Raw genomic sequence first — 25,269 nt, 5'->3', positions numbered from 1 at the left:
GGCACGATCCTCCGATGACACCGGCCGGCGGGTCGACCGATTGGCGCGACCCGCCGGGTGTCGGCGCGTCGAGGTCACGCCCCCGGCCCGCGGCGACCGGCGGGCGCCAGCGGCGAGTCCGCGGCGAAGCCCTCGACCGTCACGCGGCGGCGGGCGAACCGCCACGTGCCGTCGACCTCGACGACCTCGTCGCGGTAGGTGCCCCAGTGGTCCGCCCCGCGGACGCCGACGAACTGGAAGCAGGCGTAGGTGGCGGCGCCGCCGTCCGGGCGGGGGTCGACGTAGACCGAGCTGAGGTGGTGGCGGCCCGGGAGGATGTCGACCGAGCGGAAGCTCTCCCCCGCGCTGCGGAAGTAGGCTTCGATCGCGTCCCGGCCGACGTTGGTGTCGTCGTCGATCCGGAACACCGCGTCGGGCAGGAAGAGCTCCACCAGCGGGTCGATCCGGCCGGAGTCGGCGAAGTACGTGTAGGACGCCAGCAGGTGGGCGGCGCCGACGCGGGTCCGCAGCTCAGCGTTGTCCATGGGATCTCCGATCGGGACGGGCGGGAACAAGGGACACGGGTCAGGCGCGAGACCCGGCGGCGGTGGGACCCGCCGCCCCGCTGCCTAAGACGACGTCGTGGCTCTGCACCATGGCGGGCCTGCGGGGAACCTCGATGCCGCGCGGTAATTGGCGTGAACAGCACGTCAGATTGCCCCTAGCCTGCCACGGCCGGCGGGCACCTGCCCAGGTTTGCTCCCCGCATGGCCGACCCGGCCACGCATGTTGACGTGAATGTCAGATTCGGGCTAGCGTTCGGTCCTGATCAGGCGGGCGCGGCCCGGCCGGGCACCGGGCCGAAGCCCGCGGATGCCCCTGCCGGTTCTGTGGCGGCCCCTGCGCGCGTCGCGCCGCCCGCCCCGCGGCCCCGACGGTGCTGGAGGACTGTGGTGCATGGCGAACGGCGCACGGGCGGGGACGGGACGAGCGGGTCCCCCGCCGGTGACTCCCCCACCGGCGTGGTCGAGGACCTCGACGTCCTGATCGTCGGCGCGGGCTTCGCCGGCATGTACGCGGTGCACCGCCTGCGCGGGCAGGGGCTGCGGGTGCGGGCCTACGACGGCGCCGACGACGTCGGCGGCACGTGGTACTGGAACCGCTACCCGGGGGCCCGCTGCGACATCGAGAGCCTGGAGTACTCCTACTCCTTCTCCGAGGAGCTCCAGCAGGACTGGGAGTGGAGCCGGCGCTTCCCCGAGCAGCCGGAGATGCTCGCCTACGCCCGCCACGTGGCCGACCGGTTCGACCTGCGGCGCGACATCGTGTTCGCCACCCGGATCACGTCGGTGACGTTCGACGACGGTGACGGGCGCTGGCTGGTCACCACCGACCGCGGGCACCGGGTGCGCGCCCGGTTCTGCGTGATGGCGACCGGCTGCCTGTCCGTGCCGAACGTCCCCGACATCCCCGGCCGCGACCGCTTCGCCGGACGCAGCCTGCACACCGCGACCTGGCCGCAGGATGAGGTCGACCTGGCCGGGCAGCGGGTCGGCGTCATCGGCACCGGCGCCTCGGGCATCCAGTGCATCCCGCTCATCGCCCGGGTCGCGGGCCACCTGACGGTGTTCCAGCGCAGCGCGAACTTCAGCGTCCAGGGCCTGAACGTACCGCTGGACCCGGAGCTGGCCCGGGAGCGCAAGGCGCACTACCCCGAGTACCGCGAGCGGGCTCGGCGCTCGTTCGGCGGGATGCTGCTGCGCCAGAACCGCCGCCCGGCCCTCGCCGCCTCGGTGCAGGAGCGCGAGCGGGAGTTCTCCTCGCGCTGGGGGCTGGGCGGCTTCGAGTACATGGCCGCCTTCGACGACCTCATCTTCGACCCGGCGGCGAACGACCTCGCCGCCGACTACGTCCGCGACAAGATCCGCCAGATCGTCCACGACCCCGAGGTCGCCGCGGCGCTGACGCCGACGGACCACCCGATCGGCACGAAGCGGATCTGCGTCGACACCGACTACTACGAGACGTTCAACCGCGACAACGTCACCCTCGTCGACGTCCGCCGCGACCCGATCACCGAGATCACCGAGACCGGGGTGCGGGCCGGCGGGCGGGTGCACGAGTTGGACACCCTCGTCTACGCGACCGGCTTCCACGCGATGACCGGGGCGCTGCTGGCGATGGACATCCGCGGCCGCGGCGGGCGACGGCTCGCCGACCACTGGGCGCACGGGCCGCGCACCTACCTGGGGCTGGGGATCTCCGGATTCCCCAACCTGTTCGTCGTGGCCGGCCCCGGGAGCCCCTCGGTGATCTCGAACGCGTTCGTCTCCCTGGAGCAGCACGTCGACTGGATCGGCGACTGCCTGGCCTACCTCGACGCCCACGGCCTGGCCACGATCGAGGCGGACCCCGCCGCCGAGGACGACTGGGTGGCCCACGTCAACGCCACCGCCGCGCGCACGCTCTACCCGCAGGCGGACTCCTGGTACCTCGGAGCGAACATCCCGGGCCGGCCGCGGGTGTTCATGCCGTACGTCGGCGGGGTCGGCCGCTACCACAAGCGCTGCGCCGCCGTCGCCGCGGACGGCTACACCGGGTTCACCCTGAGCGCCCTTGCCTGAGCCGATGCCGGCGGATTACCCCCACCGGGACCGTCTCGGGTCACAGGATCGAGTGCTCCACCAGCAGCGCGAACCCCGGCAGCGACTCCATCACCCGTGCGGCCGTGAGCAGCTCGGCGGCAATGCCCTCGATCCGCTCATCGGACATGCGCGACGCCGGGCCCTGCACGCTGATCGCGGCCCGCACCACGCCGCCGCGGTCACGCAGCGGCGCACCCAGTGCTCGTTCGCCCAGCTGCTGCTCCTCATCCGCGATGGAGTAGCCGCGACTCCGGGTCACTTCAAGATCGTTCCTCAGCGCCCGGGACGAGACCAGCGTCCTCGGCGTCAGAGCGGCGAGCCTGCCCGGCGCCCACGGCTGTTCCCGCGCCGGGACCTCGCCATGGGCGAGGAGCACCTTGCCCAGCGCCGAGGCGTGCAGTGGCAGGCGGGCGCCGACGGGGTGGAAGACGGCGAGCGACGCCTGCGACCGCACGGAGAGCGCGACGAGCACAGCGCCGTCGCGCTGGACGCCCGCGATGACCGACTCGCCGGTCCGCCGCGCCAGGTCGATCAGCACCTGCTGGGCCTCCTCCTCACCGAAGCGCAGGTAGGTCTGGCGGCCCAGCCGCATCAGCATCGGGCCCACCGAGTAACGCTCGGTGTCCGGATCCTGGCGGAGCATGTCGCCGCTGCACAAAGCCTGGAGCAGCCGGCGAGCGGTGCTGACGCTGAGCCCGGTCCGGCGGGCCAGATCCGACAGGGCGTAGGCCTCCCGGCCGTTCCCCTCCGAGAAACAGGCGAGAAGAGCGATGGCCCGTTGGACGGACCGCACCGGAGAACTCCCTGAACGGGTGTCGTCGGAACGGGTGTCGTCGGAACGGGTATCGTCGCTTTCTGTCATCTCGGCCATCCTACCCAGCGGCGAAGGCCCGGTCAGACCGGTGTCCGACCCCAGGCCGCCTGCCGGGCGCGCAGTGCGGTCGCCACGACCGCGGCCGGGACCTCGAGACCCAGCAGGTTCGCGGCATTCCTCCAGGTGACCTGTTCGATTTCGTCGTCCGGCAGCGGCCTCAACTCGTCCGCAAGCATGTTCTGGGTATTCGGCCAGCTGCTGTCCGCGTGCGGATAGTCGACCTCGCACAGAATGTTCTCGATCCCAATTCGATGCCGGGTCGCAAACGCGGTGACGTCGTCCAGGAAACAGAACCAGAAATTACGCTGGACGACCTCCGCGGGCGTCAGTCCGCTGGCCGACCACAGGTCCACGATCTCGGCATGCCGGTCCACATGATCGAGACGGTCGAGGAGGCCGGCGACCCAGCTTATGCCCCCCTCCGACAAGATGATCTTCAGTCCGGGGAAACGCACGGGTACCCGGGAGTACAACCAGTCGACGGCCGGGACGACCGCCGAGAACCCGGTGAGCACGACAGCCGTGTGGATATGCGCGTCCGGGGCCGCCCGAAGCGTCGAGTCGGCCGAGCCGAAGTGAAGACACACGGCGGTGTCGGTGTCCTGGCAGGCCGCGAAGAACGGATCCCAGTACCCGGTGTGCAGACTCGGTAGTCCCAGCTCGTGCGGAATGTCGGGGAAGGAGACCGCCCGAAAGCCACGGGCCGCGTTCCGGCGAATCTCGTCCGCCGCGACCTCCGGGTCGCGCAACCACGGGATCTGGAGCGGGACGAGCCGCTCGGGATCGGTCGCCACCCATTCTTCGAGATGCCAGTCGTTGTAGGCGCGAAACGATGCGAACGCCAACGCCGGGTCCCTCGGCCCCAGGGTGAGTCGACGTCCGGCGAAACCACTGATCAGAGAGGGGAAGCACATCGAGGCCCAGACCCCGTCGAGGTCCATCTCGGCGAGCCGGGCGACCGGGTCCCACGCGCCGCGCCGCATCTCGTCGAAACGCGCCGGCTCGTGCAGGTACTCGTTACGGGGACGGCCGACGACCGCGTTGAGCCCGACATTCGGATAGAGCTGACCGTCGAACAGCCATTGTTGCGAGCCGTTCTCCACCTCGACGATGCGTGGGGCCGCCTCGCGCAGGTTCGCCGGCACGCGGTCCTGGAAGACGTTGGGCGGCTCGACCAGGTGGTCGTCGACCGACACGACGGTGAATCGCCGTTCGACCGGCTCAGGGTCCGGTAGAAAGGTGACCGGATGGCGGGCCGCGAGCTGCGCGGGCAGGGCTTCGGTGTCCGTCATGGAGACCTCCGGTTCGGACTCGGGCACGGTGCTCGAGACGTGGGATTCGAGAGGTGGGAGCCGGATGAACGGTCAGCCTGATCCGCCGGGGACGTCGGCCGGCTGGGCCGGCGCCGGCGCGTCGTCCTCGACGCCCAGGCGAGCCAGCAGGGCCGATCGCAGCGCCATGAACGCGGGGTCCGAGCGGCGGCGGGGCGCCGGCAACTCGATGACGACCTCCTGCGCGAACGAGCCGTCGGTGAGGACCAGCACCCGGTCGGCCAGCAGGATGGCCTCGTCCACATCATGGGTGACGAGGACCACGGCCGGGGAATGTCGCTGCCACAGGTCCCGCAGCAACACGTGCATGCGGATCCGGGTCAGCGCGTCCAGCGCCCCGAACGGCTCGTCGAGCAGCAGAAGCTGAGGCGCTCGCATCATGGCCCGCGCCAGCGCGACGCGCTGCGCCTCACCCCCCGACAGCGTGCGCGGCCACGCCCCGGCGTGGGCCTGCAGCCCCACCTCGGCCAACGCCTGCTGGGCGGCCTGCCGAGCGCCCGCGCCCCGCTGCCCGACCTTCACGTTGTCGATCACTCGACGCCAGGGGATCAGCCGAGGTTCCTGGAAGACCACCGAACGCCGTTGGGGCACCAGCAGGGATCCTTCGACACCGCCGTCGAGGCCGGCCAGCGCCCGCAGGAATGTGCTCTTGCCCGAACCGCTGCGGCCGACGAGGGCCACGAACTCCCCGGCCCGCAGGTCGAAGTCGAGGTCACGCAGGACCGAACGGCCGTCGAAGGAGCGTCGCACGCCACGGGCGACGACGACGGATCCCTGCTGTTCGGACACCGGTCCGTGCTGTTCGGACACCGGTCCCTGCTGTTCGGACACCGGCCCCTGCGGTCGGGACACCGACCCGAGGTGCCCGGACGCCGGTTCGGTCGCGGTCAGACCTGTATCCCGCGCCGCCATGCCAGCAGCCTCCTTTCGAGGAGTCGGACAATTCCGTCGGAGGCCAGCCCGAGAATCCCGTAGACAACGATGACAGCCATCGTCTCGCCGGGCTTGTAGGTCGTGAAGCTGCGATTCAGCAGCGCCCCGAGGCCATCATTGGTGTTGATCTGCTCGGCGAACACGAGAACCAGCCAGCTCACGGCCAGGGAGTAGCGCAGGCCGACGAGAAAGCCGGGAAGGGCGCCGGGAAGAACGATCTCGCGCAGGAACCGCGCTCGGCCGCCACCGAAGACCCGCCACATCTCGACGAGGCCGTGGTCGACTCCCCGGATCCCGGCGTGGGTGTTGAGGTAGATCGGGAAGAACGTGGCGATCGCGACGATCACCCGTTTGGGTTCCTCGCCGACGCCGAGCCAGATGATGAGCAGTGGGGTGAGCGCGATGACGGGGACCGCCCGCAGCACCTGGATCGCCGAGTCCACGACATGGTCGCCGATCCGGGTGAGACCAGACAGCACGGCGGCGATCACCGCCAGCACGGTCCCGACGGCAAGTCCCCACAGTACCCGGATCAACGACGCCCAGATCCCGGCCCCGAGATCGCCTCTTTCGATCATCTCCCAGCCGGTCCGAGTGACCTCGACCGGCCCGGGGACGAGGTCGGCGTCCACCCAGCCGAGCCACTCGGCCACCTGCCAGCCCAGCAGGATGACCAGCGGCCCCGCCAGGCGCAGCAGGACGCGGGGAACCGCCGGCCCGCGGCGACGTTGCGGGCGCGAACCCGGACCGACCTCGACGAGGTCGGTCCGGGCCACGCTGTCGGACAGCACTGTCACGATCGGGGCACCGCGGCCACGAACGCGTTGAAGCGGCTGTCGAAGGCCGGCGTCAGATCGGCCTTCGCGGGAGTGTCACGCAGACCGAGGTAGAAGTCTGCGTACTCCTGCTCCTTCTTGATCAGTTCGGGGGTGAACACGACCGCGTGCTGGGTGCCCGTGACGCCGTCCAGGAATTCGCCGTCCGCCTTGGTGGTGCGCTGCCCCTTGACGTAGTAGGTCTCGACGTAGGCGTCACGGTGGGCGTTGCGCCACTCCCATCCCCGCGCCAACCGGACGACGAGGTCGGCGATCGCGGCGGACTTCGCCGGGTCGGCGAGGGCCGGCTTGCTGGCGACCACGTAGTTCTGGTCGGTACCCAGGCCCTTGCCGTCCCGTAGCACGACCGCGTTCGGGTTCGCCGCCCGGTAGGCGGTGAACAACTGCGCGGGCAGGATCGTCGCGTCCACCTGGCCGCTGGAGACGGCGGGGATGTACTGCGTCGGCGGCAGGTTCACCAGCTCGACGTCGTCCAGGGTGAGGCCGACCTCCTTGAGCGCCTTCCCGAGGTGGGCCTCCAGGACGTTGGCCCTGGTAACGGCGACCTTCCTGCCCTTGAGGCCGCGCAGGTCCTTGATCCCGGACCTGGGGCTGGCGACGATCCAGACGGCCGCGGCCTGCGCGTCCCACCCGCTGACCACGGTGGAGCCGGCAGCCGGCACGGTGGCGAGCTGGTCGGCGATCGGAGCGGCGCTGCCGAAGGTCACATCGAGGGCGCCGGCCTGGATGAGCTGCAACGCCTGGGCGTTGCCGCCCGCGTTGAGCGACCACTCGATCTTGTAGGGCAGATCCTTGTCGAGACCCGCCCCCGCCAGCAGGATCTGCCACATCTTCGAGCCGATGTCCTCGACCTTCAAGGTCGTTCCAGCCGGAATCGGCGGCAGCGCCGAGCCGTCCGACGACGTGCTGGCGGCGGCGCTCGCCGTGCCCCCCGACGGGTTCGAGTCACTACTGCCACCCCCGCAGGCCGCGACGGTGAGCGCGAGGGCGGCGACGAGCGCGGCCACGATTGTCGGACGACGTCTACGTTTCACGATCGGATTTCCTCTGTGTCATCGACTGGAGATGTCATCGGCCGCGAGTGCGGCGCGTCATGCACGCGCACCGGGCCGGACGCGACAGGGACGGAGCACCTGTAACAGCGGGTGCTCCATGGGCTCGCCCCACCACTGAGGTCGCGCCATCGGCGGGCCGAGCCCGCGAGCACCTCGACCATCGTCGGGGCCCGCCGGGACGGTCAACGACAGAGCAGCATTGCGGGCACTCCACGGATCGTGATCGAATCACCTAAAATATACGTTTTTGCAGGCCGGAGCCTAAGTCGACCATATCGACTTGTCAAGTGCACTTTGCCACTATACGGTTCCGTCTGCTGCATAGTGGCAGATATCAAGATCCAGACATCCGTCCCATCAGGGCCGATCCGCGACCATAGCAGGACGCAGTGTGGCTGAAAGGTTACGTACATGGACGTCGGATTGCTTACTTTGGGTGAGCTCAATCCCGACCCAACCACGGGTGTACCGATCTCGGAACAGCAACGAATCCACGAGATCCTTCGGTCCGCGAGCCTGGCCGACGAGGTCGGGTTCGCGGCGTTCGCCACGGGAGAGCACCACTCGCCGAGCTACCTCGGGACCACGCCGACCGTGCTGCTGAGCGCCGTCGCCGCCCGCACCGAACGGATCCGCCTTCGCTCGGGCCTGACGCTGCTGCCCAGCCGCGACCCGGTCCTGCTCGCGGAGGACTTCGCGACGCTCGACCACATCTCGAACGGCCGCGCCGACATCGTCGTCGGCAAGGGGATCTACCCGGAGCCGCTGGAGATTTTTGGCCCGGACAAGGACCTCGTCGACGAGGTCTACTACGAGAAGATCGACCTTCTGCTCCGGTTGCTACGCGAAACCGATGTCACGTGGAGCGGCGACCATCGCGGCCCGCTCGTCGGCGTCACGACCAGACCGCGTCCCCTCCAGGACCCCTTCCCCGTGTGGCTCGGGGTGTCCGGCAGCGAGCGGTCCCTCGTGTTCGCCGGCGAACGCGGGCTGTCGGTCATGTTCGGTGGGCTCTTCCAAACGCCGTCGCACTACGCCGGCCTGCTGGAGGTCTACCGCCGGGCGGCGGCCGACGCCGGCCAGGACCTCTCCCGGGCGCTGGTCGCGACCACCAGCCACGCGCATGTCGCCCGCCGGTCCCAGGACGCGAAGCGCCGTTGGCGGCCCTACCACAGCAACTACTTCCAGTCGAACCGCGGTCGTTCGTCGCGGGAAGTCAACCTGCCGCCGTGGGAGGAGCTCACCGGGCCGACCGGGCTCGCACTGTGTGGCAGCCCGGCCGAGATCGTCGATCGCCTCAGCGAGATGCGGGAGACCCTCGGTCACGATCTGCATTTTCTCCAGCTCGATCTCGGTGGTCTGCCCTGGCCGCTGCTCGCCGAGTCGATCGAGCTGATCGGCAGCGAGGTTATTCCCGCGCTGGCCTCCCGCTGACGTCGGTCACCTCCGTCATCCAGTCAGCTCCGTCATCCCAGTCAGCTCTGTCATTCCAGTCAGCTCTGTCATCCCAGAAACCCCCTGCCCGCACAGTACGGAGCCGTACAGCATGCGCATCGACATCTGGACCGACATCGTCTGCCCCTGGTGCTACATCGGGAAGGCCCGGGTCGAGCAGGCCCTCGCCGGGTGGAAGCACCGCGACGAGGTCGAGGTGGTGTACCGCTCACGGGAGCTGAAGCCGGACAGCCCCAAGGGCGAGAGGGGCCGGGTCCTGGCGACGATCGCGGAGCACTTCGGCGGCTCTCTCGACGACGCGCGCGCCGTCGAGGACCGTGTCGCCGCCGCCGCGCACGCACAGGGGCTGGCCTTCGTCCGCGACCGGCGGCACGGCAACACCCTCGACGCCCACCGCCTGGTGCACCTCGCCCGGGAGCGCGGCCGGCAGCTCCCTGTGCTCACGGCGCTCTACCACGCTCACTTCGCCGAGGACCGACCGATCTTCGAACCGGTGACACTGGTCGCCGTGGCGGTCGAGGCCGGCCTGGCCGCGCCGGAGGCACGCCGGGTTCTCGACGGCGACGACTACCTCCTTGCCGTTCGCGCCGACGAGCACGAGGCGACGCAACGCGGGGTGACCAGCGTCCCGTTCGTCCTCGTCGACGGTCGGCACTCCCTCGCCGGTTCGCAGCCGGCGGAGGCCTACGCCGCCCTGTTCGACCGGGCCTGGCACGAGCGGTAACCCGAACCCGCGCAGGAACCCGCGATCGTCGCAGACGAGGACGGCGCAGCCGGCGGCGCCCGCGATCGAGGTGAGCAACGGCAAGCGTCACGGGGGCGACGGCGCCGGACATGCCGCGTCCGACGACGGTGCCAGAACCACGACCCATTGAAGATCATAAAATGCCTGCGGAAGGCAGCCGATGCTATAAACAGAGTGTCAGATGAGCTCCGCCGAGCTCCTCTGAACATTGACCTGCCCGGCGAAGGCCGGCGCGACGATCCCGTCCGGCGCCAGGCGCGCGGGCGGGAACCAGGAGGAGGGACGGCGTTGCCCGAACCGACGAGCGCCGCGGGTCCACTCGCCGGCATCCGGGTCGTCGAGCTCGCCGGGATCGGCCCCGGCCCGCACGCGGCGATGATGCTCGGCGACCTGGGCGCGGACGTGGTCCGGGTGGCCCGCCCCGGCGCGGTGCCGGCGCCGGGGGTGCCCGCCGAGCCGGTGCAGCGCGGGCGGCGCCTCGTCGAGGCCGACCTGGGCGATCCCGCCGCCCGCGACGGCGTGCTGGACCTGATCGCCAGCGCCGACGTGCTGATCGAGGGCTTCCGCCCCGGCGTCACCGAGCGCCTGGGCCTCGGCCCGGACGACTGCGCGCGGCGCAACCCGCGGCTGGTCTACGGGCGGATGACCGGCTGGGGCCAGCACGGACCGCTGGCGGACCGGGTCGGCCACGACATCAACTACCTGTCGATCACCGGCGTGCTGCACGCGATCGGGCGGGCCGGTGAGCCGCCGGTGGCGCCGCTGAACCTGGTCGGCGACTTCGGCGGCGGCTCCACCTACCTGGTGATGGGCATCCTCGCCGCGCTGGTCGAGCGGGAGCGCTCCGGGCGCGGCCAGGTCATCGACGCGGCCATCGTCGACGGCGCGAGCCTGCTCGCGCACATGGTGTGGGGGCTGCGCGGGCGGGGCCGCTGGAACGACGAGCGCGGCTCCAACCGCCTCGACACCGGCGCGCCGTTCTACGACGTCTACGCCACCGCCGACGGCCGCTACATGGCCGTCGGCGCGCTCGAACCCCGCTTCTACGCCACCTTCGTCACCGGCCTCGGCCTCGACCCGGCCGCGCTGCCCGGCCAGGACGACCGGGCACGCTGGCCCGAGCTGCGCGAGGCGTTCACGAAGGCCTTCGCCGGGCGCACCCGCGACGAGTGGGCGGCCGTGTTCGACCCCCTCGACGCCTGCGTCACTCCGGTGCTGGACTTCGACGAGGCCGCCGCGCACCCGCACATGGCCGCCCGGGAGATCCTGGTCGACGTGGCCGGCGTGACGCAGCCCGCCCCCGCGCCGCGGTTCTCGCGCAGCGTCCCCGCCGCGCCGCGGGTCCCGCCGCGCACCGCGGTCACCGTCGCCGAGGTCCTGGCCGGGTGGACCTGATCGCCGGCCGCACCACCGCCCTCGATCCCGACACCGACCACACAACGAAGGAGGCGCCATGTCCGTAACGGCTGCGCCGTCCAGCGGCTCCGACACCTTCCCCACCGGTGCCTGGGAGCTCCCGGACGAGTTCCGGATGCTCGCCGACACGGTGCGCCGCTTCATGGAGACCGAGGTCCGCCCGCTGGAGGACACTCTCCCCCACGACGCGGCCGGCCTGCCGCCCGAGCTGCTGAAGCCACTGCAGGCCAAGGCCCGCGCGGCGGACCTGTGGGCGCTGCAGACGCCGGCGGAGTTCGGCGGCGCGGGGCTGAGCGTGCTCGGCCAGGTCGTCATCGCCGAAGAGGCGGCGAAGTGCCGGATGGGCGCCTTCTTCCCGGCCTGCGGGGCGTTCGGCGGCAATCCGCCGACGGTGCTGTTCTCCGCGACCAAGGAACAGTTCGAGACGTACGCCCGCCCCATCATCGAGGGTAAGGCGGGCCGGGCGTTCACCGCGATCAGCGAACCGTCGGGCGGCTCCGACCCGGCGCGGGCGATCCGCTGCCGCGCCGAGCGCGACGGCGACCACTACGTCATCAACGGCACCAAGATGTGGACGACCCACGCCGGTTCCGCGGCCTGGGGCGTGCTCTACGCGCGCACCGGCGAGCCGGGCCGCCGCGACGGGATCAGCTGCTTCATCCTGCCCAACGACGTCGAGGGGCTGACCAAGTTCCCGATCGACGTGATGACCTCCTACGCGCCGTACGAGCTGCACTTCGACAACGTCCGGATCCCGGTCGCCAACCGGATCGGCGAGGAGGGCCAGGGCTTCAACCTGGCCTCGCAGTTCCTGGTCTCCGGGCGCATCGCCTACGCCGCGGGCCCGATCGGCATCGCGCAGCTCGCCCTGGAGATGGCGATCGACTGGGTCAAGCAGCGCGAGGTCTTCGGCTCGCGGCTGGCCGACAAGCAGGGCATCCAGTGGATGATCGCCGACAGCGAGGTCGAGCTGCGCGCCGCCCGGCTGCTGATGTACCAGGCGGCCTGGAACGCCGACCTCGGCAAGGACGTGAAGGTCGACGCCTCGGTGTGCAAGATGTACGGCACCGAGGCCGCCTACCGGGTGCTGGACCGCTGCGTGCAGATGTTCGGCGCGCTGGGCCTGTCCAAGGAGATGCCGCTGGAGCGCTGGTTTCGCGACCTGCGGGTCAAGCGCCTCGGCGAGGGCGCCTCCGAGGTCCAGAAGATGATCATTGCCCGCGAGCTGCTGCGGTGACGCGCGCATGACCGAGACCGGAACCTCCCTGCCCGCCGGCGCGTCCGCGGGCGGCCTCGTCCCGGCGGCCCGCGCCGAACCCGCGCCGGTCGGAGATGCCCTGCCGGTCGGAGATGCCCCGCCGGTCGGGCAGTCCGGACGGGCCCGGGAGTTCGCCGAAAGCCGCTTCCGGCTCAGCGAGGTGACCCGCGACGAGCGCGGCATGCGCATCACGATGCGCCTCGGCCCGTGGCTCGACGGGCCCGGCGGCGCGGCGACGGTCGGCTCGCTCGGCGTCCTGGTGGACTCCACGATCGGGATGGAGGTCTACGACGCCCGGCCGGAGAACTCCCACTCGGTCACCGCCGAGCTCGCCGTCGACGTCGTCATCCCGCCGCCGTGGTCCGGCAGCCAGCTGACGGCGCACGCCGAGCTGCTCGGGCTGGACCCCGTCGGCGGGACGGCCCGCTGCGAGGTCCGCGACGACGACGGCCGGCTGGTCGTCGTCGGCATCGGCCGCTGCCGCTTCGTCAGCATCCCCGGTGCCAGCGACGCGTTCTTTGGCGAGGAGCCGCAGATGCTGGCGCCCGCCGCGCACCACTCGCTGCTGGAGACCCTGGCCGCCGGCGAGACCGGCGGCCGGGCCATCGCCGCTCCCGAGCGCGCCGGCGACCTCGGCCGGTTCCTGCTGCCCGCCAACCCGGCGTTCGAGAACGGCGGCGGCACGGTGCACGGCGGGGTGCTGTTCTGCGCCGCCGAACTCGCCGTCGAGGCGCTCGCCGACCCGGCGGTGCCGGAGCGCACGACGGCGATCCGGGTGAACTACCTGCGCCCGGCCGACCTCGCCGCCGAGGTGACCGCCACCGCCGAGCTCGTCCACCGCGGCCGCACGGTCTCCCTGTACCGGGTGACCACGGCAGGCCCCTCCGGCAAGCCCGCCACCCTCGCCACCATCACCCGCGAGCGCGGCACCCCGGTCTTCTGACCCCGGCCCCGCCGCCGCCCGGTGCATCCATCGGTGCCGGGCGGCGGGGGGTCGCGATGGTGCGACCGACACCGTGGCAGCGCACTTATCGTGGTGTACTGGCTACTGTTGGGCCATGCCTCGCGAGTGGGACGCCCGCACCTACGATTCGCTGCCTCTCCCCCACCTGTTCTGGGGTAAGAGGACGCTCGGCCGGCTCTCCCTGACCGGTGTCGAGACGGTTCTCGATGCCGGTTGCGGTACCGGGCGCGACACCAGCGCCCTGCTCGACCTGCTGCCCCACGGGCGCGTGATCGCCCTGGACGGCTCCGCCGCCATGCTCGCGCAGCTCCGCGCCCGCCTCGCCGACCACCTCGACCGCGTCGAGGTCATCCAGGCCGACCTGGCGGAGCCCCTGCCTGTCGACACCCGGGTCGACGCGGTCGTCAGCGTGGCGGCTCTGCACTGGCTGCCCGACCACGACAAGGTCTTCAGGAATCTGGCCGCGGTCATGCGGCCGGGAGCCCAGCTCGCCTTCGAATGCGGCGGCGAGGGCAATGTCGCGCGTGTGGCTCGCGCGATCGACGAGGTGTTGCCGAACGCCCCCCGGATCTGGAACTTCGCCGGCGTCGAGGACACCACCCGCCGCCTGCTCGCCGCGGGATTCACCGACGTCGAGGTGACGCTGACGCCAGATCCCGCCCGACTCGAACCGGGTGAGCAGCTCCGCAGCTTCCTGGCGACGGTGATGCTGGGCGCCTACCTCGACCGCCTCCCCGAGGATGAGCGGGTGGCCTTCGTCGACGCCGTCACCGCCCGCCTCCCCGAACCCGTCGTCGACTACGTCCGCCTCCAGGTCCGCGCCACCCGGGCCCCGGATTAGGGCGCGTATCGAGTCGTGATCGTTCGCGGGTCCCTCGGTCGGTAGCGGGCCGATGCATGGGAGAGCACCTACCTGGGTCCTTCTGTATGGTTCGGCGCCCGATTTGTCCATATCAAAGGACCCGGAAGCGCCGCTGCCCTGCACACCGGGCTCGGGCTCCCACGAACTATCCCCCTTCATCCCAACGGGATACGCGCTCCAGTCCGCCCCGACCACCCTCACCGGCCATACACCGCACCCCCTCCAGAGATGATCCGCGACTCACTCACGCCTTCTTCACGTCGGCATCAGCCGCAGCCACCCCGCCAGTCGCTCTCAGTAACGACAGATCGAGCACTGCGCGATCCATCGGAGGTTTTCGACGAACGACTCTGGCGCTTTCGGTAAGGCTACTGGAATGATAGGAGTGCCTGGGCGTGGAATGTTCTGGTCGGCGACCTAAACCTGGCCGCCAACTATCTAAGTACTACTACCTCGCCCTCGTACTACTGGGTCAGGTCGCCCCGGCTCGCGGGCCAGTCAGCGAACACCGAAACGGTCCACCGCCGCCTCGATGATTTCCAGCTTGGGGTTTTTGATCCCGTAGGTCTCGATAGCGCGGCGACGAAGGTCGGCCACGGTTTGGGCTGCGGCAGCAGTGTCACCGGAGTCGTGCTGGGCAGTAGCACGTTGAATGGTCGTGGTGATGTCGTGATCGGTAAGGAAGTCATGCCGCCGCCGGACGCGGAACGGCTGCGTGGCCGGAGTCCGACTCCTAGCGGGTGCTTCCGGCGGACGGATCTTGTCTGGGGTGCGGTAGGGAATCGTCACGTCGGGCACATGCAAAGGGCTGGGCTCGGGCGCTCCTTTGACGGGCAGGTACGGCTTCAGGATGGCGAGCACATCGCCAACTTCGGGCCGATCCTGGACGTTCTTCGCCAACAAGCCAAGCGTCAATTCCTCCAGATCGCGGGGCAGATGGTTGACGAACATTGACGGCGGAACCGGCAGGTCCTCGAGGTGTTGCTTTTCCGATGACTTGCCGCGTTCTCCGACGAACGGCGGACTGCCGGTTAGAACGAAATAAAAGACGCAGCCCAGACTGTACAAGTCGGATTGCACGACTTGCTCGCCGTTACAAAACCTCTCCGGCGCCGAGTAATCGTCGGTTCCGACGAAGTTCCTGGTATAACGCGTCGCATCACCGTCCAACGGCAGCGCGATACCGAAATCGATAACGTACACTACGCCGTTCTCACCGATGAGGATATTGTTGGGGTTCAGATCACGGTGAAGGACCTCCTGCGCATGACAGGCGGCCAACGTCGTCGCGACGGAGGTACCGATCGCGGCGAACTCGATTCGCCTGGGTGAATTGACCCTGCGGTACTGGGCCAGAGGCGCTCCCCGAATATAGGTCATCGCTATGTAGGGCGTCGACCCATGTTCGCCCTCCCCGACCACCTTCGGAATGTTCGGGTGATCGATCTTTCGGAGCAGACGGCCCTCGCGAGAGAACCTTTTGATGATCCTCTCGTAGACACCCGGCTCCAGATCGGCCGTCCCAGGAAACTGCGGGACCTTGACGATCACCTTCTTCCCCGTCCGCAGGTCCTGCGCGCGGTAAGCCACCCCCATACCCCCTTGGCCCGCGTTCCCCACCACCTGGAAACGCTGACCGAGCACCGTGCCGGGAATCAGTGGCGTCCAAGGTCCGTCTGCTCCGCTCGTCACGGAGATGAACCGTAGCCGACCAGCTCTGGTGGCCCGTGCAGGGGGCCGGCGTTTCCCTGCAATAATCGTCTCAATGAAGCCGGAGGAACGCGGAGACACGAACCATCGGTACAGCTCAGCGGGTCGAGGACGGGTAGTCCGCGTCAGCGCGGCCGACACCGGTTCCTCGGGCTGCGCCCAGGCACTGGCGATCAAGGCGCGCCCAGCGCGACAGAGTCGCGCCCGCGATCCTTCCGTGCTGCGCGACTTCACGTTGGGACCTCTCATGGCTGCGCTCGACCGGGTCGAGTTCGACGGGCGCGACGAGGAGACCGTCGTCGAGGAACTCGTACGAACACGAGGAGTCTTTGACTCCCGCGACGCCCCCGCACATTCGGGTCTGGTTGCCTGGTCGGTCGAAGCCTTCCGCAATTACCGTGCCGCCTGGCGGACCCACCAGGTGGCTGTCACCGCCCGGTGTACGCGCCCGGTGCGGTCCGCATGGAAGGTCGTGCACCACCGCGATGTCCCGGACCATCGCGGCGTGGTCCGCTACGAACAAACCTGCTGGGGCCGCCGGTACGAGTCCGACGACGGTTCCGTCCGGGAGATGTGGCTGCTGGGTTTCACCACTCCGAAGGAGCGCCCCTCCGTCGTCTATGCGGCGGCGGCCAACGTCGCAGCGTTCGGCGGGTCGGTGTCACCGGACCAGGTACGACAGCCGGACAGGGTACGGGTGGTCGTGTTCGGGGCGATGTCACCGATCGCTCACCAGCTTCCCGAATGGACCGCCGAACAGATCCGTCGACGTGCCCGGGACGAGGTCGCGCCGAGACTCGTCGCCGTCGTCGACGGCACTGAGCGGCGGGCGGGACGCGACTGCGCGCAGTGCCCGCAGACACCCGGATGCGCCGCACTCCCCACTGTCGACCTGCTGCCGAACCTCCCCGCCGCCCACGGCCGAAGGCAGATGCTCTCCGTCACCGACCTGCGGCTCTATCAATCCTGCCCTGCGCGGTACCACCTGCTGCGGCAGCTCCGTATCCGCGACGTCGAAGCCATTGAGAGCCAGGCGATTGCCGTGGGTAGGGCTGTCGACACCGCTCTGCGGAATCGTCACGTGAACGGTTGTCGAACCCATCGGTGCGAGTCCGGGCAGCCACTGGATGAGGCCGTCAATGCTCTCCCAGAGGAGAGCCGCCGCTCGGCGGCCCGGATGCTCGACCACCATTCCACACTGTGTCCGTTCCCCGACGTCGAGGCACACGACAGCGAGCAGCGGAACATCGTCTCAGTCTACGACGATAGGCTGGACGTGGTCTTCATCGCCGCTCCCGACCTCCTGTACCCGCGGTCGGGTGGTTGGGTATGGCGGGAGACCAAGACCTCGAAGCGCAGACTGCGGCGCGACCGTCCCCTGATGCGACAGGTCCCTCAGCTTGCTTTGGCGGTCCTGCTGCTGGCCTCCGGCTCACTGGGACGCGACGTCGCACGATCCCGGGTCGAATTCGAACAACTACGCTCGGACGGCTGTGTCCTCGAGGAGCTCGACCCTGGCAGACCGACTGTTGTGACGGAGGCACGCGAGGTCATCGGCGAGATGGTGGGCCCGTTACTTGTCGACACCGCCTTCGCGCCGACCCCTGGGCGAGACTGTGCGAGCTGTGAGGTCCGTCGCTGGTGCGGACCGGGTTCACAACATGTGGCCAAGCAGGCAGGAGTCCCGCTGCATGATCGGTGACAGCCAGGACGAAGGCCTGCTCGGCGCCGTTGCAAGCGCCTTGGTCGCGATCGACGAGCTCCAGAACCTGACCATGTTCCAGATGCCTTATCCGTCCTCCGTTCAACGAGCCCTGGACAAGATCGTGCTGCACTGCCTCTATCAAGGCGCCCTTCCTCCCGGGTCCGTGGCGGCGCTGGTTCGCTGGGGGTACGAGCGGCCCCTGGGAACGTGGCCGTTAATGCTGGACACCGGCATCTACCCCGTAGACGGATTTCTCATCGACGAGGAGTCAGGTTCTCCCACGGAGCTCTGCCATGAGATCGCGCTCTGCGCGGAGACCGACAACCCGTTATGGGAGGCATCGCATCGGATGGCCACGTTGGCCGCTCTCGCCACCGAGCGCGGCCAGGATTCGACATTCGGCACGATGCGGAGCGTTCTGGCGAAGCACCCGATGCTCACCAACGAGCTCTTCAACGCCGTGCGGTTCGCCAACAATCTGGGCGCATTAGAAAAGCGGCTGGGCGAATTCTACCAGAAGATCGGGCCGGAATACGAGGTTGACGGTGCAGTCTTTCCCTGCGCTCACTGCGGTACTCCACTTCTACCGACAGATGCCGGTTCTTGGTGGTGTGAGCGGGAGGAGTGCAGTGCGGGTGGCCCGGTGTCCCCTGATGACCCGGTGGACTGGGATGCCAAGGTCTCGATACAGACGGACAGGAGGCACCGGCAGTTCGTCTCCGGCCCGGGTCGAGCCGTTCTGCGCATCGCGAGCAGTCTGGCGTTGCCCAGGGTGACAGTCAGGCTCTGGCCGGCGCAGAGCCCAGGCGACCTTCGAGTGAAGGTCGCCGATGTACTCAAGTGGACTGCTGCCATCGTCGATTGGCACAACCCGGCGCTGCTCGGCAGGGCGATCGCGGCCACGACGGCATGGTCCGGCACGGACACGGCGATCTGGGTCGTCGCTCAGTACCGGGTCGACGCCGACCCCGCCTACCTGCAGCTCGTGCGCAAGTACGGCACCACGGCGGCTGGAAGCCCGCGGGTGTGTTCGGAGGAGGAGTTCACTTCCATGGTCCGCCGCCACAGCGAGGAGAGCGGACGTGCGTAGTAGAAATTGGTACTCCGAGATCGCTGACGAACTGAGGGACACCAGGCTGGGCGTGCCCCTGGAGGTGCTGTGTCCGGTCGAGCTGGGCCTCACTCTGTTGTACCGCCTCGACGCGGGCCAGCCGCCGACGTCGATGTGGACACTGCTGGGCGGCCACCCGTTCGCTCAGGCCGCAGGCCTGGCGGACAGGCCGGAACAGTGTTGGATGATCACTTGCGTCCGGCATCGCCTCTGGCCACTGCGCAGGCGGGAGTCATGGATCCAGGCGCTTCGGCATTACCGCGAGGTGGACTCCAGTTTCCGCATTTTTCGCGTCTCCGAGAATCTTGAATCGTTCGAGTGGACCGGGACCACCATATTGACCAGGCGGTTCGAGATCTACGACCGTGCGCTGGAAACACTGCCCCATCTCGTCGACCGTTATCTTGCACCGGCAGGCGCGGGGCGTTACCACTATTTCGACCGCGACGAGCGCGTGGAGGTCGAAATCCCGGACGACGTTGCGGACCTCGTGGATCGACCAGGAGCGTCCCTGCGGCACGATCTGACGGCCCATACCGCGACGAACGGTGCTCCCCTGTGCGTCCCCTGGGCCGAACTGGAGGAAACTGCTGCATGGATGGATGATCTCGGCGCCAGGTGCGGAGGGCGGACCGATTGGGGGGCCACAATCCACTCCACTGGGCTGCTGGTCCGCGACTCGCACGGCCATGATTTCGTCGAGGGTGACAAGGTCCTGCGGCTCGACGGACTTCTGCACGCGGTCGGCATGGTCGGAGTAGGTAAGAGCACGCTGATGAAGGTGCTCGCGGTCTGGGCGGTCCGCCGGGACGAGGCGCTGCGGGTTACGCTGGTGGTGAGCGACGTCGCCGAGCAGCTACGCACTGCGGAGGAGCTGCGCCGTTTCCTCGACGACCATGTGGTCGCGCCGGTGATCGGGTCCTCGACTCGAGAGCAGCACGTCGAGAGTCTGCACCGCAGGCTGGCCGCAGCCGGTCAACCGAAGTTGGCAGGGCACCACGCGGAGGACGGATTCGGCGACCTAAGCACGGCCTGCCCGCTTGACGCACTCCGTGCCACGGACAGCCCGGTACGGTTGGTCGACGCGCCGTGCCATCGGCTCTACTCCGTCGACGGACAGTCCGAGCGCCGTCGTCCTCGTCCGTCGGGCTGCCCGTTGTGGCACGAGTGCCCGCGGCACAGTGCTGCCCGTGACCAGGTCGACGCGGGCGTGTGGATCGCCAATATGGCATCGCTGGTCATGAGTCCGGTCTCCGCCGAGCTCAGCGGGGTGAGTCTGCGCCAGCTCGAACTGGCCTGCCTGCGCAGCGACATCATCATCGTCGACGAGGCAGACCGGGTGATGATGAACCTGGACATGATGTTCGCGCCGACAGCCACGCTCGTGACCCGAGGTCCCCGTTCGTGGCTGGACACCCTGCACATGCACAACATCCGCGAACTCGCCCAGGAGGGCCGCCTACAGCTCTCCGACCGCAACGTGCGGAACTGGGAGGTGGCTCTGTCCGTGGTCACCGGTGCCACGAACCTGCTCTACTCCATGTTGATAGCGGACAAGCAGCTGCGGGACTGGGTAGGCATCAACTACTTCAACTCCTGGACGCTACAGGCAAAGATCATATCCGAGCTGTTCCCACCCGACGAAAGCGTTTCCGCCACGGCGCCGGAGGACTCAGTCAGTGTGGTGGATGCGCCCGAACGGCCCCGCAGCCAGGTCGAGGAGGTGTTCGACCAGTTCCGCGACGACCCTCTAGGCGACAACGGCCCGTACAACACCATGACCGACAACTTGGCCGCGGTTACCCATGACCTGCTGCATACGCTGAACCCCGAGGCCGCCGCGAGGCGGCTGAACGCGGTACTCGACGAACTGCGGGCGATCGCCACGGACGCTGAACCCGACCCAGCAACCAGGGGCTCCGGACACACCCCGACGGCCGAAAACGAGCCCTTGGTGCGCAAGCTGGAGTTCACGCTGCTGCTGTCGGCCCTGCACCACCGGCTGGACCGGCTGACCTACCTGTGGCCACAGGTCGAGGACGCGATGCGGCTGGACTCCACGGACAACGAACTGGTTCGCAGGCCACCGATGGACTACATGCCGCTTGTGCCCGAATCCCCCATGGGCAACGTGCTGGGCTTCCAGTACGACGTCGACGAACAGGACGTTGGGGGCGACAGGGTGACCGGGACGCTGCGCTTCTTCCGGTGCACCGGAATCGGCCGCGAACTGCTGTTCTCGCTTCCTTCACTGGGCGCCGACACCGCCACAGGCCGCAAAGGGCCACACGTGCTGTTGCTGTCGGGCACCAGCTGGGCTGGGATCTCAACCCGGGCGCACATTGTCATCCCGGTCGGCGCTGTGCTCCGTCCAACTCCCAAGGACGAGGAAAAGGTACTAAAGACGGTATTCACTACACGTTTCTTTTACGACGGCACCGGAGAACCCATCAGTATTTCCGGGCAGCCCCGCAAGGTTCGGTCGTCGATGCTGCGTGCCTTGGTGGACAAGCTTGGCAAGCCCGGACCGAGCAGGATGTCACCGTCACCGTTGCGGGAGGAGATCCTCGCTGTCAGGGACCCCGACAGGCAGCGAGCCCTGCTTCTCGTGGGCAGCTACGACGATGCCAGAGCTGTCGCGGACCAGTTGAATGAAATGCCCGAATGGAGCGGTCATGTCAGGGCACTGGTAGCGGACAACGCCGACCTTACCGAGGCAGTCACCGGCGGAGCGGACGACCTCGATCGGGCTGGAGTGGTTCGCCGTGGGGAGGTGGCCCGTTTCGCAACCGACTCCATGGCCCAGGTGCTCGTCGCTCCGATGCTCGCCGTTGAGCGTGGGCACAATATTCTTAACGAGAGAGACGAAGCAGCAATCGGAGTAGCCCTGATGCTCACCAGGCCGCACCCCGTGCCCACTGACGTCAGCCTCGCCGTGTTCGCTGTCAACGACTGGGCGAGCCGCTACACCCGTGGCCTGTACCGTTCAAAAGGTTCCGAACCGGCGTCGCTGACCGAGCTGGTGGCCGCGTACCCCTCGCTGGACGCCGCGGCCAGGGAGTTCCGCGCCTTGGCTCGCAGCAGGTGGGGACGATTGATGACCCGCCGGTACGCGTACTCCGCACTGAAGGATGATGAGTTGAAATCCTTCGCCTGGGACCAGTTGGTTCTCCTCTGGCAGGTGATCGGCAGGCTTGTCCGTGGTGGAGTCGCCGCCCGGGTAGTATTCGTCGACGCGCAGTTCGCACCCGGGCGGGCTGCGAAAAAGGCGCCCGAGGCGCGGCCATCACCCCCACGGTGCGACCATGCGCAGAGCAGCTTATTATACGGCATTCGCGAGGTTCTGCGGCCGTACTTCGCCCCGAGGCCCGGCGACGAGGTGTTCGACCCGGCGGACGCGCATCTCGCGAGGCTGCTGTACGAGCCGGTCTACCTCGCTCTGTGCGCCATGCTGGACCAGCTCGACCTGGACGGCGCAGTCGTCGACCTCGGGAAGATGTGACCATGGCTGAGCGCTACACGGCGATCCGCCGGGCTGCGTACGAGCCCGCCGGAGACCAGCACGGGCTCACCGTCGGCTTTCACACGTTGGAGTTCCCCGAGCAGGTCGCCACGCGGGTGCTCGACCTCTACAACCTCACCCGAAAGGGCCGCGCCCGCGCATTGGTACCGCCGACCAGTCGCCTGGACTCTCTGCTGCAAGCCCTGGATCTGCGTCTTGGGGTGCTACCTCGCGCGGCGGCGGCCGCGACCGCCGCCGAACCGAGGGTGTGGCTGTACTGCCCGGTAGATCAGCCTGGTGGGCCGCTGCCGGTGCCGGTCCTGCTGCGGGTCCTGGACTACTGGATCGAGGAACTGCAACCAGAACCTGAGCACGCCAAGGCGGTCGCCCAGGTATGCGACGCTCTGCGCGTCCATGCTCCCGTCTGGCGTCGACAGGATGTCCCGCTACTGGGGTGCGATCTCAGCAGCGGCGGAACCGCGCAGCCGACAGATGTGCAGTACCTGCTCACAACCCAGCATTTCGCCAGGCGCATCCAGGAGCTGACGCTCTACGACTCCGGTGAGCATGCCCTGCGGTTCCGCTCGGTGGCGCGACGCGCCCGCTCACAGGGGGCCGAGCTAATGTCGCAGCCCCTCCACCATGAGGGCAAGAAGGGCCTCCGATGGTGGTTCTCGGTGGTCGTCAACGTCACCCTGCAGACGATGCCGTTTCACCCTCGTCCCCGCGTACATGTGCATTTCAGCGTGCGCCGATGGGCTACGCATCCTGACCCGAAGACCGGACTTTTGCGGCTGGGCTTCCGTCGGGGTAGCGCCGTGTACCTGCGCCCTTTGCAGCCATGGCTTCCCGGCGTTCCGGCCAGCGACCGTTACAGCGTGGCGCACGTCGTCAAACGCGGAGACGAGCACATGTGGCGGACCGGAGATCCCGCGCTTCTGATGAAGCGGCTGGCGTCGAGCAACCGCCTCTTCCCTGAACTGGCGAGCCTCCTCAGCGATCCGCAGCGGTGGTTCGGGGGAGATCAAGAGGTCGACGCGCTGGTCGTCCACAACACGCACATGGGTGAGCATGGCGTGGGCGTCGGGTACATGTCGCACGAGCGATCGCGCCTGGTCGAGTGGGCCGAGCAGGCGTTCGCACCGGACCTGGTCCGTGTTGGCGACCTGACCAGATCACCGTTACCCGCCGCCAAACCGACCAATGCCCGACAAGGGGGCTCCTCTGAACGCACCGCCGCGGCCAAGATCGCGCTCCAGCGCAGTCGTCGCGCGTCGCTGGCTCTGCTCTGCACGGAGTGGTCCGGCGCTCCGGAGTTTGCCGCCCGGTTGCTGTGGCGTTCGGAACAGGTCCGAGACGCGGTGGTCGCCGCCCTCGCGACGGTACTCGGCCTTGACGGCGACGGTGGAGCAAGCCAGGTGACCGTGCAGGCCCACGACCGCAGCGGCCGCGGGAATCCCATTATGCTGAAGTGGCACACACCGGAGTTGGCGGTGACGCTGCACTGCCTGCGCATGGACAACGGTTTGGCGGACAGCCTAGGAGTGGCCCACCAACCCGTCAAGGGTCGAGCCGACCGGGCCGCCCAAGCGATCCGCAAGCGTCGCGCGGATATGAGTGATTTCTTGGCCAAAGACGGCGCGAACGCGACGGTACCCTCGGTTGCGATCGTCGAGATCCTGGGCAAGAAGGTGTTCCGCAGCTTGGACGATCCCAAGTTCGCACTGCGGCTCGGCGCGGCGGACAGCGGGGTGGCCACTCAGTTCATTGTTTCCCCCGGATCGTCGCGCGCAGCGAAGTCGCTGCCCTCTGCAGCCGAGTCCTCCTGGATGGACGCGATTCGGCAACTGGGCGCCACAGTCGTTCCGCTCACCGACATCCCGGCCGGCCTACGAGCACAGACCCAATATCTCGCTGTCTGGATGGCGACGAAAGCTCGCGGCAGCACCGCGTACTCGGCCAAAGGTAAGTTCCCGGTCGCAGTGCTGGTGCGTCCTGGGAGCGACGGACCGAATGCGGTGCTGGGCTGGGATGCCGAGGCGATCGGCGGACTGGGGGCTTGGACGGCGTATTCACGCTACCTGACCCGGCTGCCGGCCCTCGCCGCGGTCTCGGACCACGACATGGCCGATGCAGATGAAGACGACACGCCGTGGTTCGACTGGTCACGAGACTTGGAGGAACAGCGTGTCGCCACAGAGGAGTTTCTCCAACGGGTGCTCAACTCGGATCAGGTGCGTGGAAGGCCCACCGTTCTCCTCGTCGATGCGCAGAACATCAGGCGTTCGTGGACGTGGGTGCAGGACGGCCGGGTGGAGCGGGACCTCATCCGTACCGGTGCCGCACCCGCAGGTCGCCCGAACTCCTGGCTACGACTGGTGAGGCTGCGCACCGGGGACCAACGGGAGACTCCTCCGTGGTGGGGTGTCGCCAGTTCCGAAGGCGTGAACGGCCTTCCCGCCGACCTCTGGGAGAGTGGTGATCAGGAAGATTGCAGGATCTTCTACAGCACCACATCAAAAGCTTCCACTGCGATGAGGTCCGCGGTGGAGGCACACAAGTTGAACGGTAGGAGCATCCGCACGGGCAAGCGTGCCGGGCAGTGGACCATCGATATCGACCGATCCGCGTGGAACCCCGGCCTTGTGGAGATCGCGGTGCTCGCCTGCCATCCCAGTGAAGGCGACGATCCACGCGCTCTGGCGATGGCCGTCCACCAGCTGAGGCAAGCGCCTGACTATCGCAACGCGCTCCGTCGACCGTTGCCGCTGCATCTTGCCCAGAAAGCACAGGAGTACATCCTGCCAATGTGGGAGGTGGATGAGGAGGCCGCGCCTGACCCCGAGTCGCCGGACGATCTACCCGCCAGTGTCCCAGAGCCCTGAGCC

The 25,269-nt window shown here is 68.6% G+C and carries 18 protein-coding genes; 11 read left to right on the top strand and 7 right to left on the bottom strand.

The window, feature by feature from the left end:
• Positions 1 to 74: 74 nt before the first annotated feature.
• On the bottom strand, positions 75 to 524 hold the full coding sequence (locus FRAQA3DRAFT_RS06305) for a nuclear transport factor 2 family protein (RefSeq protein WP_009738233.1): 450 nt from the start codon (positions 522 to 524) through the stop codon (positions 75 to 77).
• Positions 525 to 932: 408 nt separating this feature from the next.
• Between FRAQA3DRAFT_RS06305 and FRAQA3DRAFT_RS06300 the strand changes: the two genes are divergently transcribed.
• Positions 933 to 2,603: an NAD(P)/FAD-dependent oxidoreductase gene (locus tag FRAQA3DRAFT_RS06300; protein ID WP_009738232.1), complete on the top strand. Its 1,671-nt coding sequence runs from the start codon at positions 933 to 935 to the stop codon at positions 2,601 to 2,603.
• Positions 2,604 to 2,643: 40 nt separating this feature from the next.
• On the opposite strand, the gene FRAQA3DRAFT_RS06295 is transcribed toward FRAQA3DRAFT_RS06300, so the two are convergent.
• The 5 genes from FRAQA3DRAFT_RS06295 to FRAQA3DRAFT_RS06275 form a co-directional block, all read right to left on the bottom strand.
• Entirely contained in the window at positions 2,644 to 3,486 is an 843-nt protein-coding gene (locus tag FRAQA3DRAFT_RS06295) for an IclR family transcriptional regulator (RefSeq protein WP_009738231.1), read from the bottom strand.
• A gap of 32 nt (positions 3,487 to 3,518) precedes the next feature.
• On the bottom strand, positions 3,519 to 4,790 hold the full coding sequence (locus FRAQA3DRAFT_RS06290) for an amidohydrolase family protein (RefSeq protein ID WP_009738230.1): 1,272 nt from the start codon (positions 4,788 to 4,790) through the stop codon (positions 3,519 to 3,521).
• Between the two features lie 72 nt (positions 4,791 to 4,862).
• Positions 4,863 to 5,741: an ABC transporter ATP-binding protein gene (locus FRAQA3DRAFT_RS06285; RefSeq protein ID WP_009738229.1), complete on the bottom strand. Its 879-nt coding sequence runs from the start codon at positions 5,739 to 5,741 to the stop codon at positions 4,863 to 4,865.
• Positions 5,717 to 6,559 (bottom strand): ABC transporter permease, encoded by an 843-nt coding sequence (locus FRAQA3DRAFT_RS06280; protein WP_009738228.1) that lies wholly within the window; start codon positions 6,557 to 6,559, stop codon positions 5,717 to 5,719. The genes FRAQA3DRAFT_RS06285 and FRAQA3DRAFT_RS06280 overlap by 25 nt, the downstream gene beginning before the upstream one ends.
• On the bottom strand, positions 6,556 to 7,632 hold the full coding sequence (locus FRAQA3DRAFT_RS06275; protein ID WP_009738227.1) for an ABC transporter substrate-binding protein: 1,077 nt from the start codon (positions 7,630 to 7,632) through the stop codon (positions 6,556 to 6,558). The genes FRAQA3DRAFT_RS06280 and FRAQA3DRAFT_RS06275 overlap by 4 nt, the downstream gene beginning before the upstream one ends.
• Positions 7,633 to 8,064: 432 nt before the next feature.
• Between FRAQA3DRAFT_RS06275 and FRAQA3DRAFT_RS06270 the strand changes: the two genes are divergently transcribed.
• The 6 genes from FRAQA3DRAFT_RS06270 to FRAQA3DRAFT_RS06245 all read left to right on the top strand — a co-directional run bounded on the left by FRAQA3DRAFT_RS06270 (position 8,065) and on the right by FRAQA3DRAFT_RS06245 (position 14,332).
• Positions 8,065 to 9,087: an LLM class flavin-dependent oxidoreductase gene (locus FRAQA3DRAFT_RS06270; RefSeq protein WP_009738226.1), complete on the top strand. Its 1,023-nt coding sequence runs from the start codon at positions 8,065 to 8,067 to the stop codon at positions 9,085 to 9,087.
• 112 nt (positions 9,088 to 9,199) lie between these two features.
• Entirely contained in the window at positions 9,200 to 9,832 is a 633-nt protein-coding gene (locus FRAQA3DRAFT_RS06265) for a DsbA family oxidoreductase (protein WP_009738225.1), read from the top strand.
• 309 nt (positions 9,833 to 10,141) lie between these two features.
• Complete coding sequence (locus tag FRAQA3DRAFT_RS06260) at positions 10,142 to 11,248, top strand: CaiB/BaiF CoA-transferase family protein (protein WP_009738224.1); 1,107 nt, start codon at positions 10,142 to 10,144, stop codon at positions 11,246 to 11,248.
• A 58-nt stretch (positions 11,249 to 11,306) separates the two neighbouring features.
• Positions 11,307 to 12,506, top strand: coding sequence for an acyl-CoA dehydrogenase family protein (locus FRAQA3DRAFT_RS06255; RefSeq protein ID WP_009738223.1), 1,200 nt, complete (start codon positions 11,307 to 11,309; stop codon positions 12,504 to 12,506).
• 7 nt (positions 12,507 to 12,513) lie between these two features.
• A complete protein-coding gene (locus FRAQA3DRAFT_RS06250; protein WP_009738222.1) occupies positions 12,514 to 13,470 on the top strand; it encodes a PaaI family thioesterase in 957 nt (318 codons plus the stop codon).
• A gap of 115 nt (positions 13,471 to 13,585) precedes the next feature.
• On the top strand, positions 13,586 to 14,332 hold the full coding sequence (locus FRAQA3DRAFT_RS06245) for a class I SAM-dependent methyltransferase (protein ID WP_009738221.1): 747 nt from the start codon (positions 13,586 to 13,588) through the stop codon (positions 14,330 to 14,332).
• Positions 14,333 to 14,851: 519 nt separating this feature from the next.
• On the opposite strand, the gene FRAQA3DRAFT_RS06240 is transcribed toward FRAQA3DRAFT_RS06245, so the two are convergent.
• Complete coding sequence (locus FRAQA3DRAFT_RS06240) at positions 14,852 to 16,045, bottom strand: serine/threonine-protein kinase (protein WP_198287037.1); 1,194 nt, start codon at positions 16,043 to 16,045, stop codon at positions 14,852 to 14,854.
• Positions 16,046 to 16,280: 235 nt separating this feature from the next.
• Between FRAQA3DRAFT_RS06240 and FRAQA3DRAFT_RS06235 the strand changes: the two genes are divergently transcribed.
• From FRAQA3DRAFT_RS06235 to FRAQA3DRAFT_RS06220, 4 genes are read left to right on the top strand one after another with little or no spacing between them, the layout of a single operon-like run.
• Entirely contained in the window at positions 16,281 to 17,765 is a 1,485-nt protein-coding gene (locus tag FRAQA3DRAFT_RS06235) for a PD-(D/E)XK nuclease family protein (protein ID WP_198287036.1), read from the top strand.
• The gene (locus tag FRAQA3DRAFT_RS06230; protein ID WP_009738218.1) at positions 17,755 to 18,858 is read left to right on the top strand and encodes an HU-CCDC81 and SPOR domain-containing protein; all 1,104 of its coding nucleotides are present in this window, start codon (positions 17,755 to 17,757) and stop codon (positions 18,856 to 18,858) included. The genes FRAQA3DRAFT_RS06235 and FRAQA3DRAFT_RS06230 overlap by 11 nt, the downstream gene beginning before the upstream one ends.
• Positions 18,851 to 22,381, top strand: a complete 3,531-nt coding sequence (locus FRAQA3DRAFT_RS06225; protein WP_009738217.1) for a hypothetical protein — start codon at positions 18,851 to 18,853, stop codon at positions 22,379 to 22,381. Before FRAQA3DRAFT_RS06230 ends, FRAQA3DRAFT_RS06225 begins: the two co-directional genes overlap by 8 nt.
• Before the next feature lie 2 nt (positions 22,382 to 22,383).
• Entirely contained in the window at positions 22,384 to 25,266 is a 2,883-nt protein-coding gene (locus tag FRAQA3DRAFT_RS06220) for a pPIWI_RE module domain-containing protein (protein ID WP_009738216.1), read from the top strand.
• Positions 25,267 to 25,269 lie beyond the last annotated feature (3 nt).

Source organism: Frankia sp. QA3 (assembly GCF_000262465.1).
Taxonomy (GTDB): Bacteria; Actinomycetota; Actinomycetes; order Frankiales; family Frankiaceae; genus Frankia.
The sequence above is the reverse complement of the archived record's forward strand: the minus strand, read 5'-3'. Positions and strand labels throughout refer to the sequence as shown.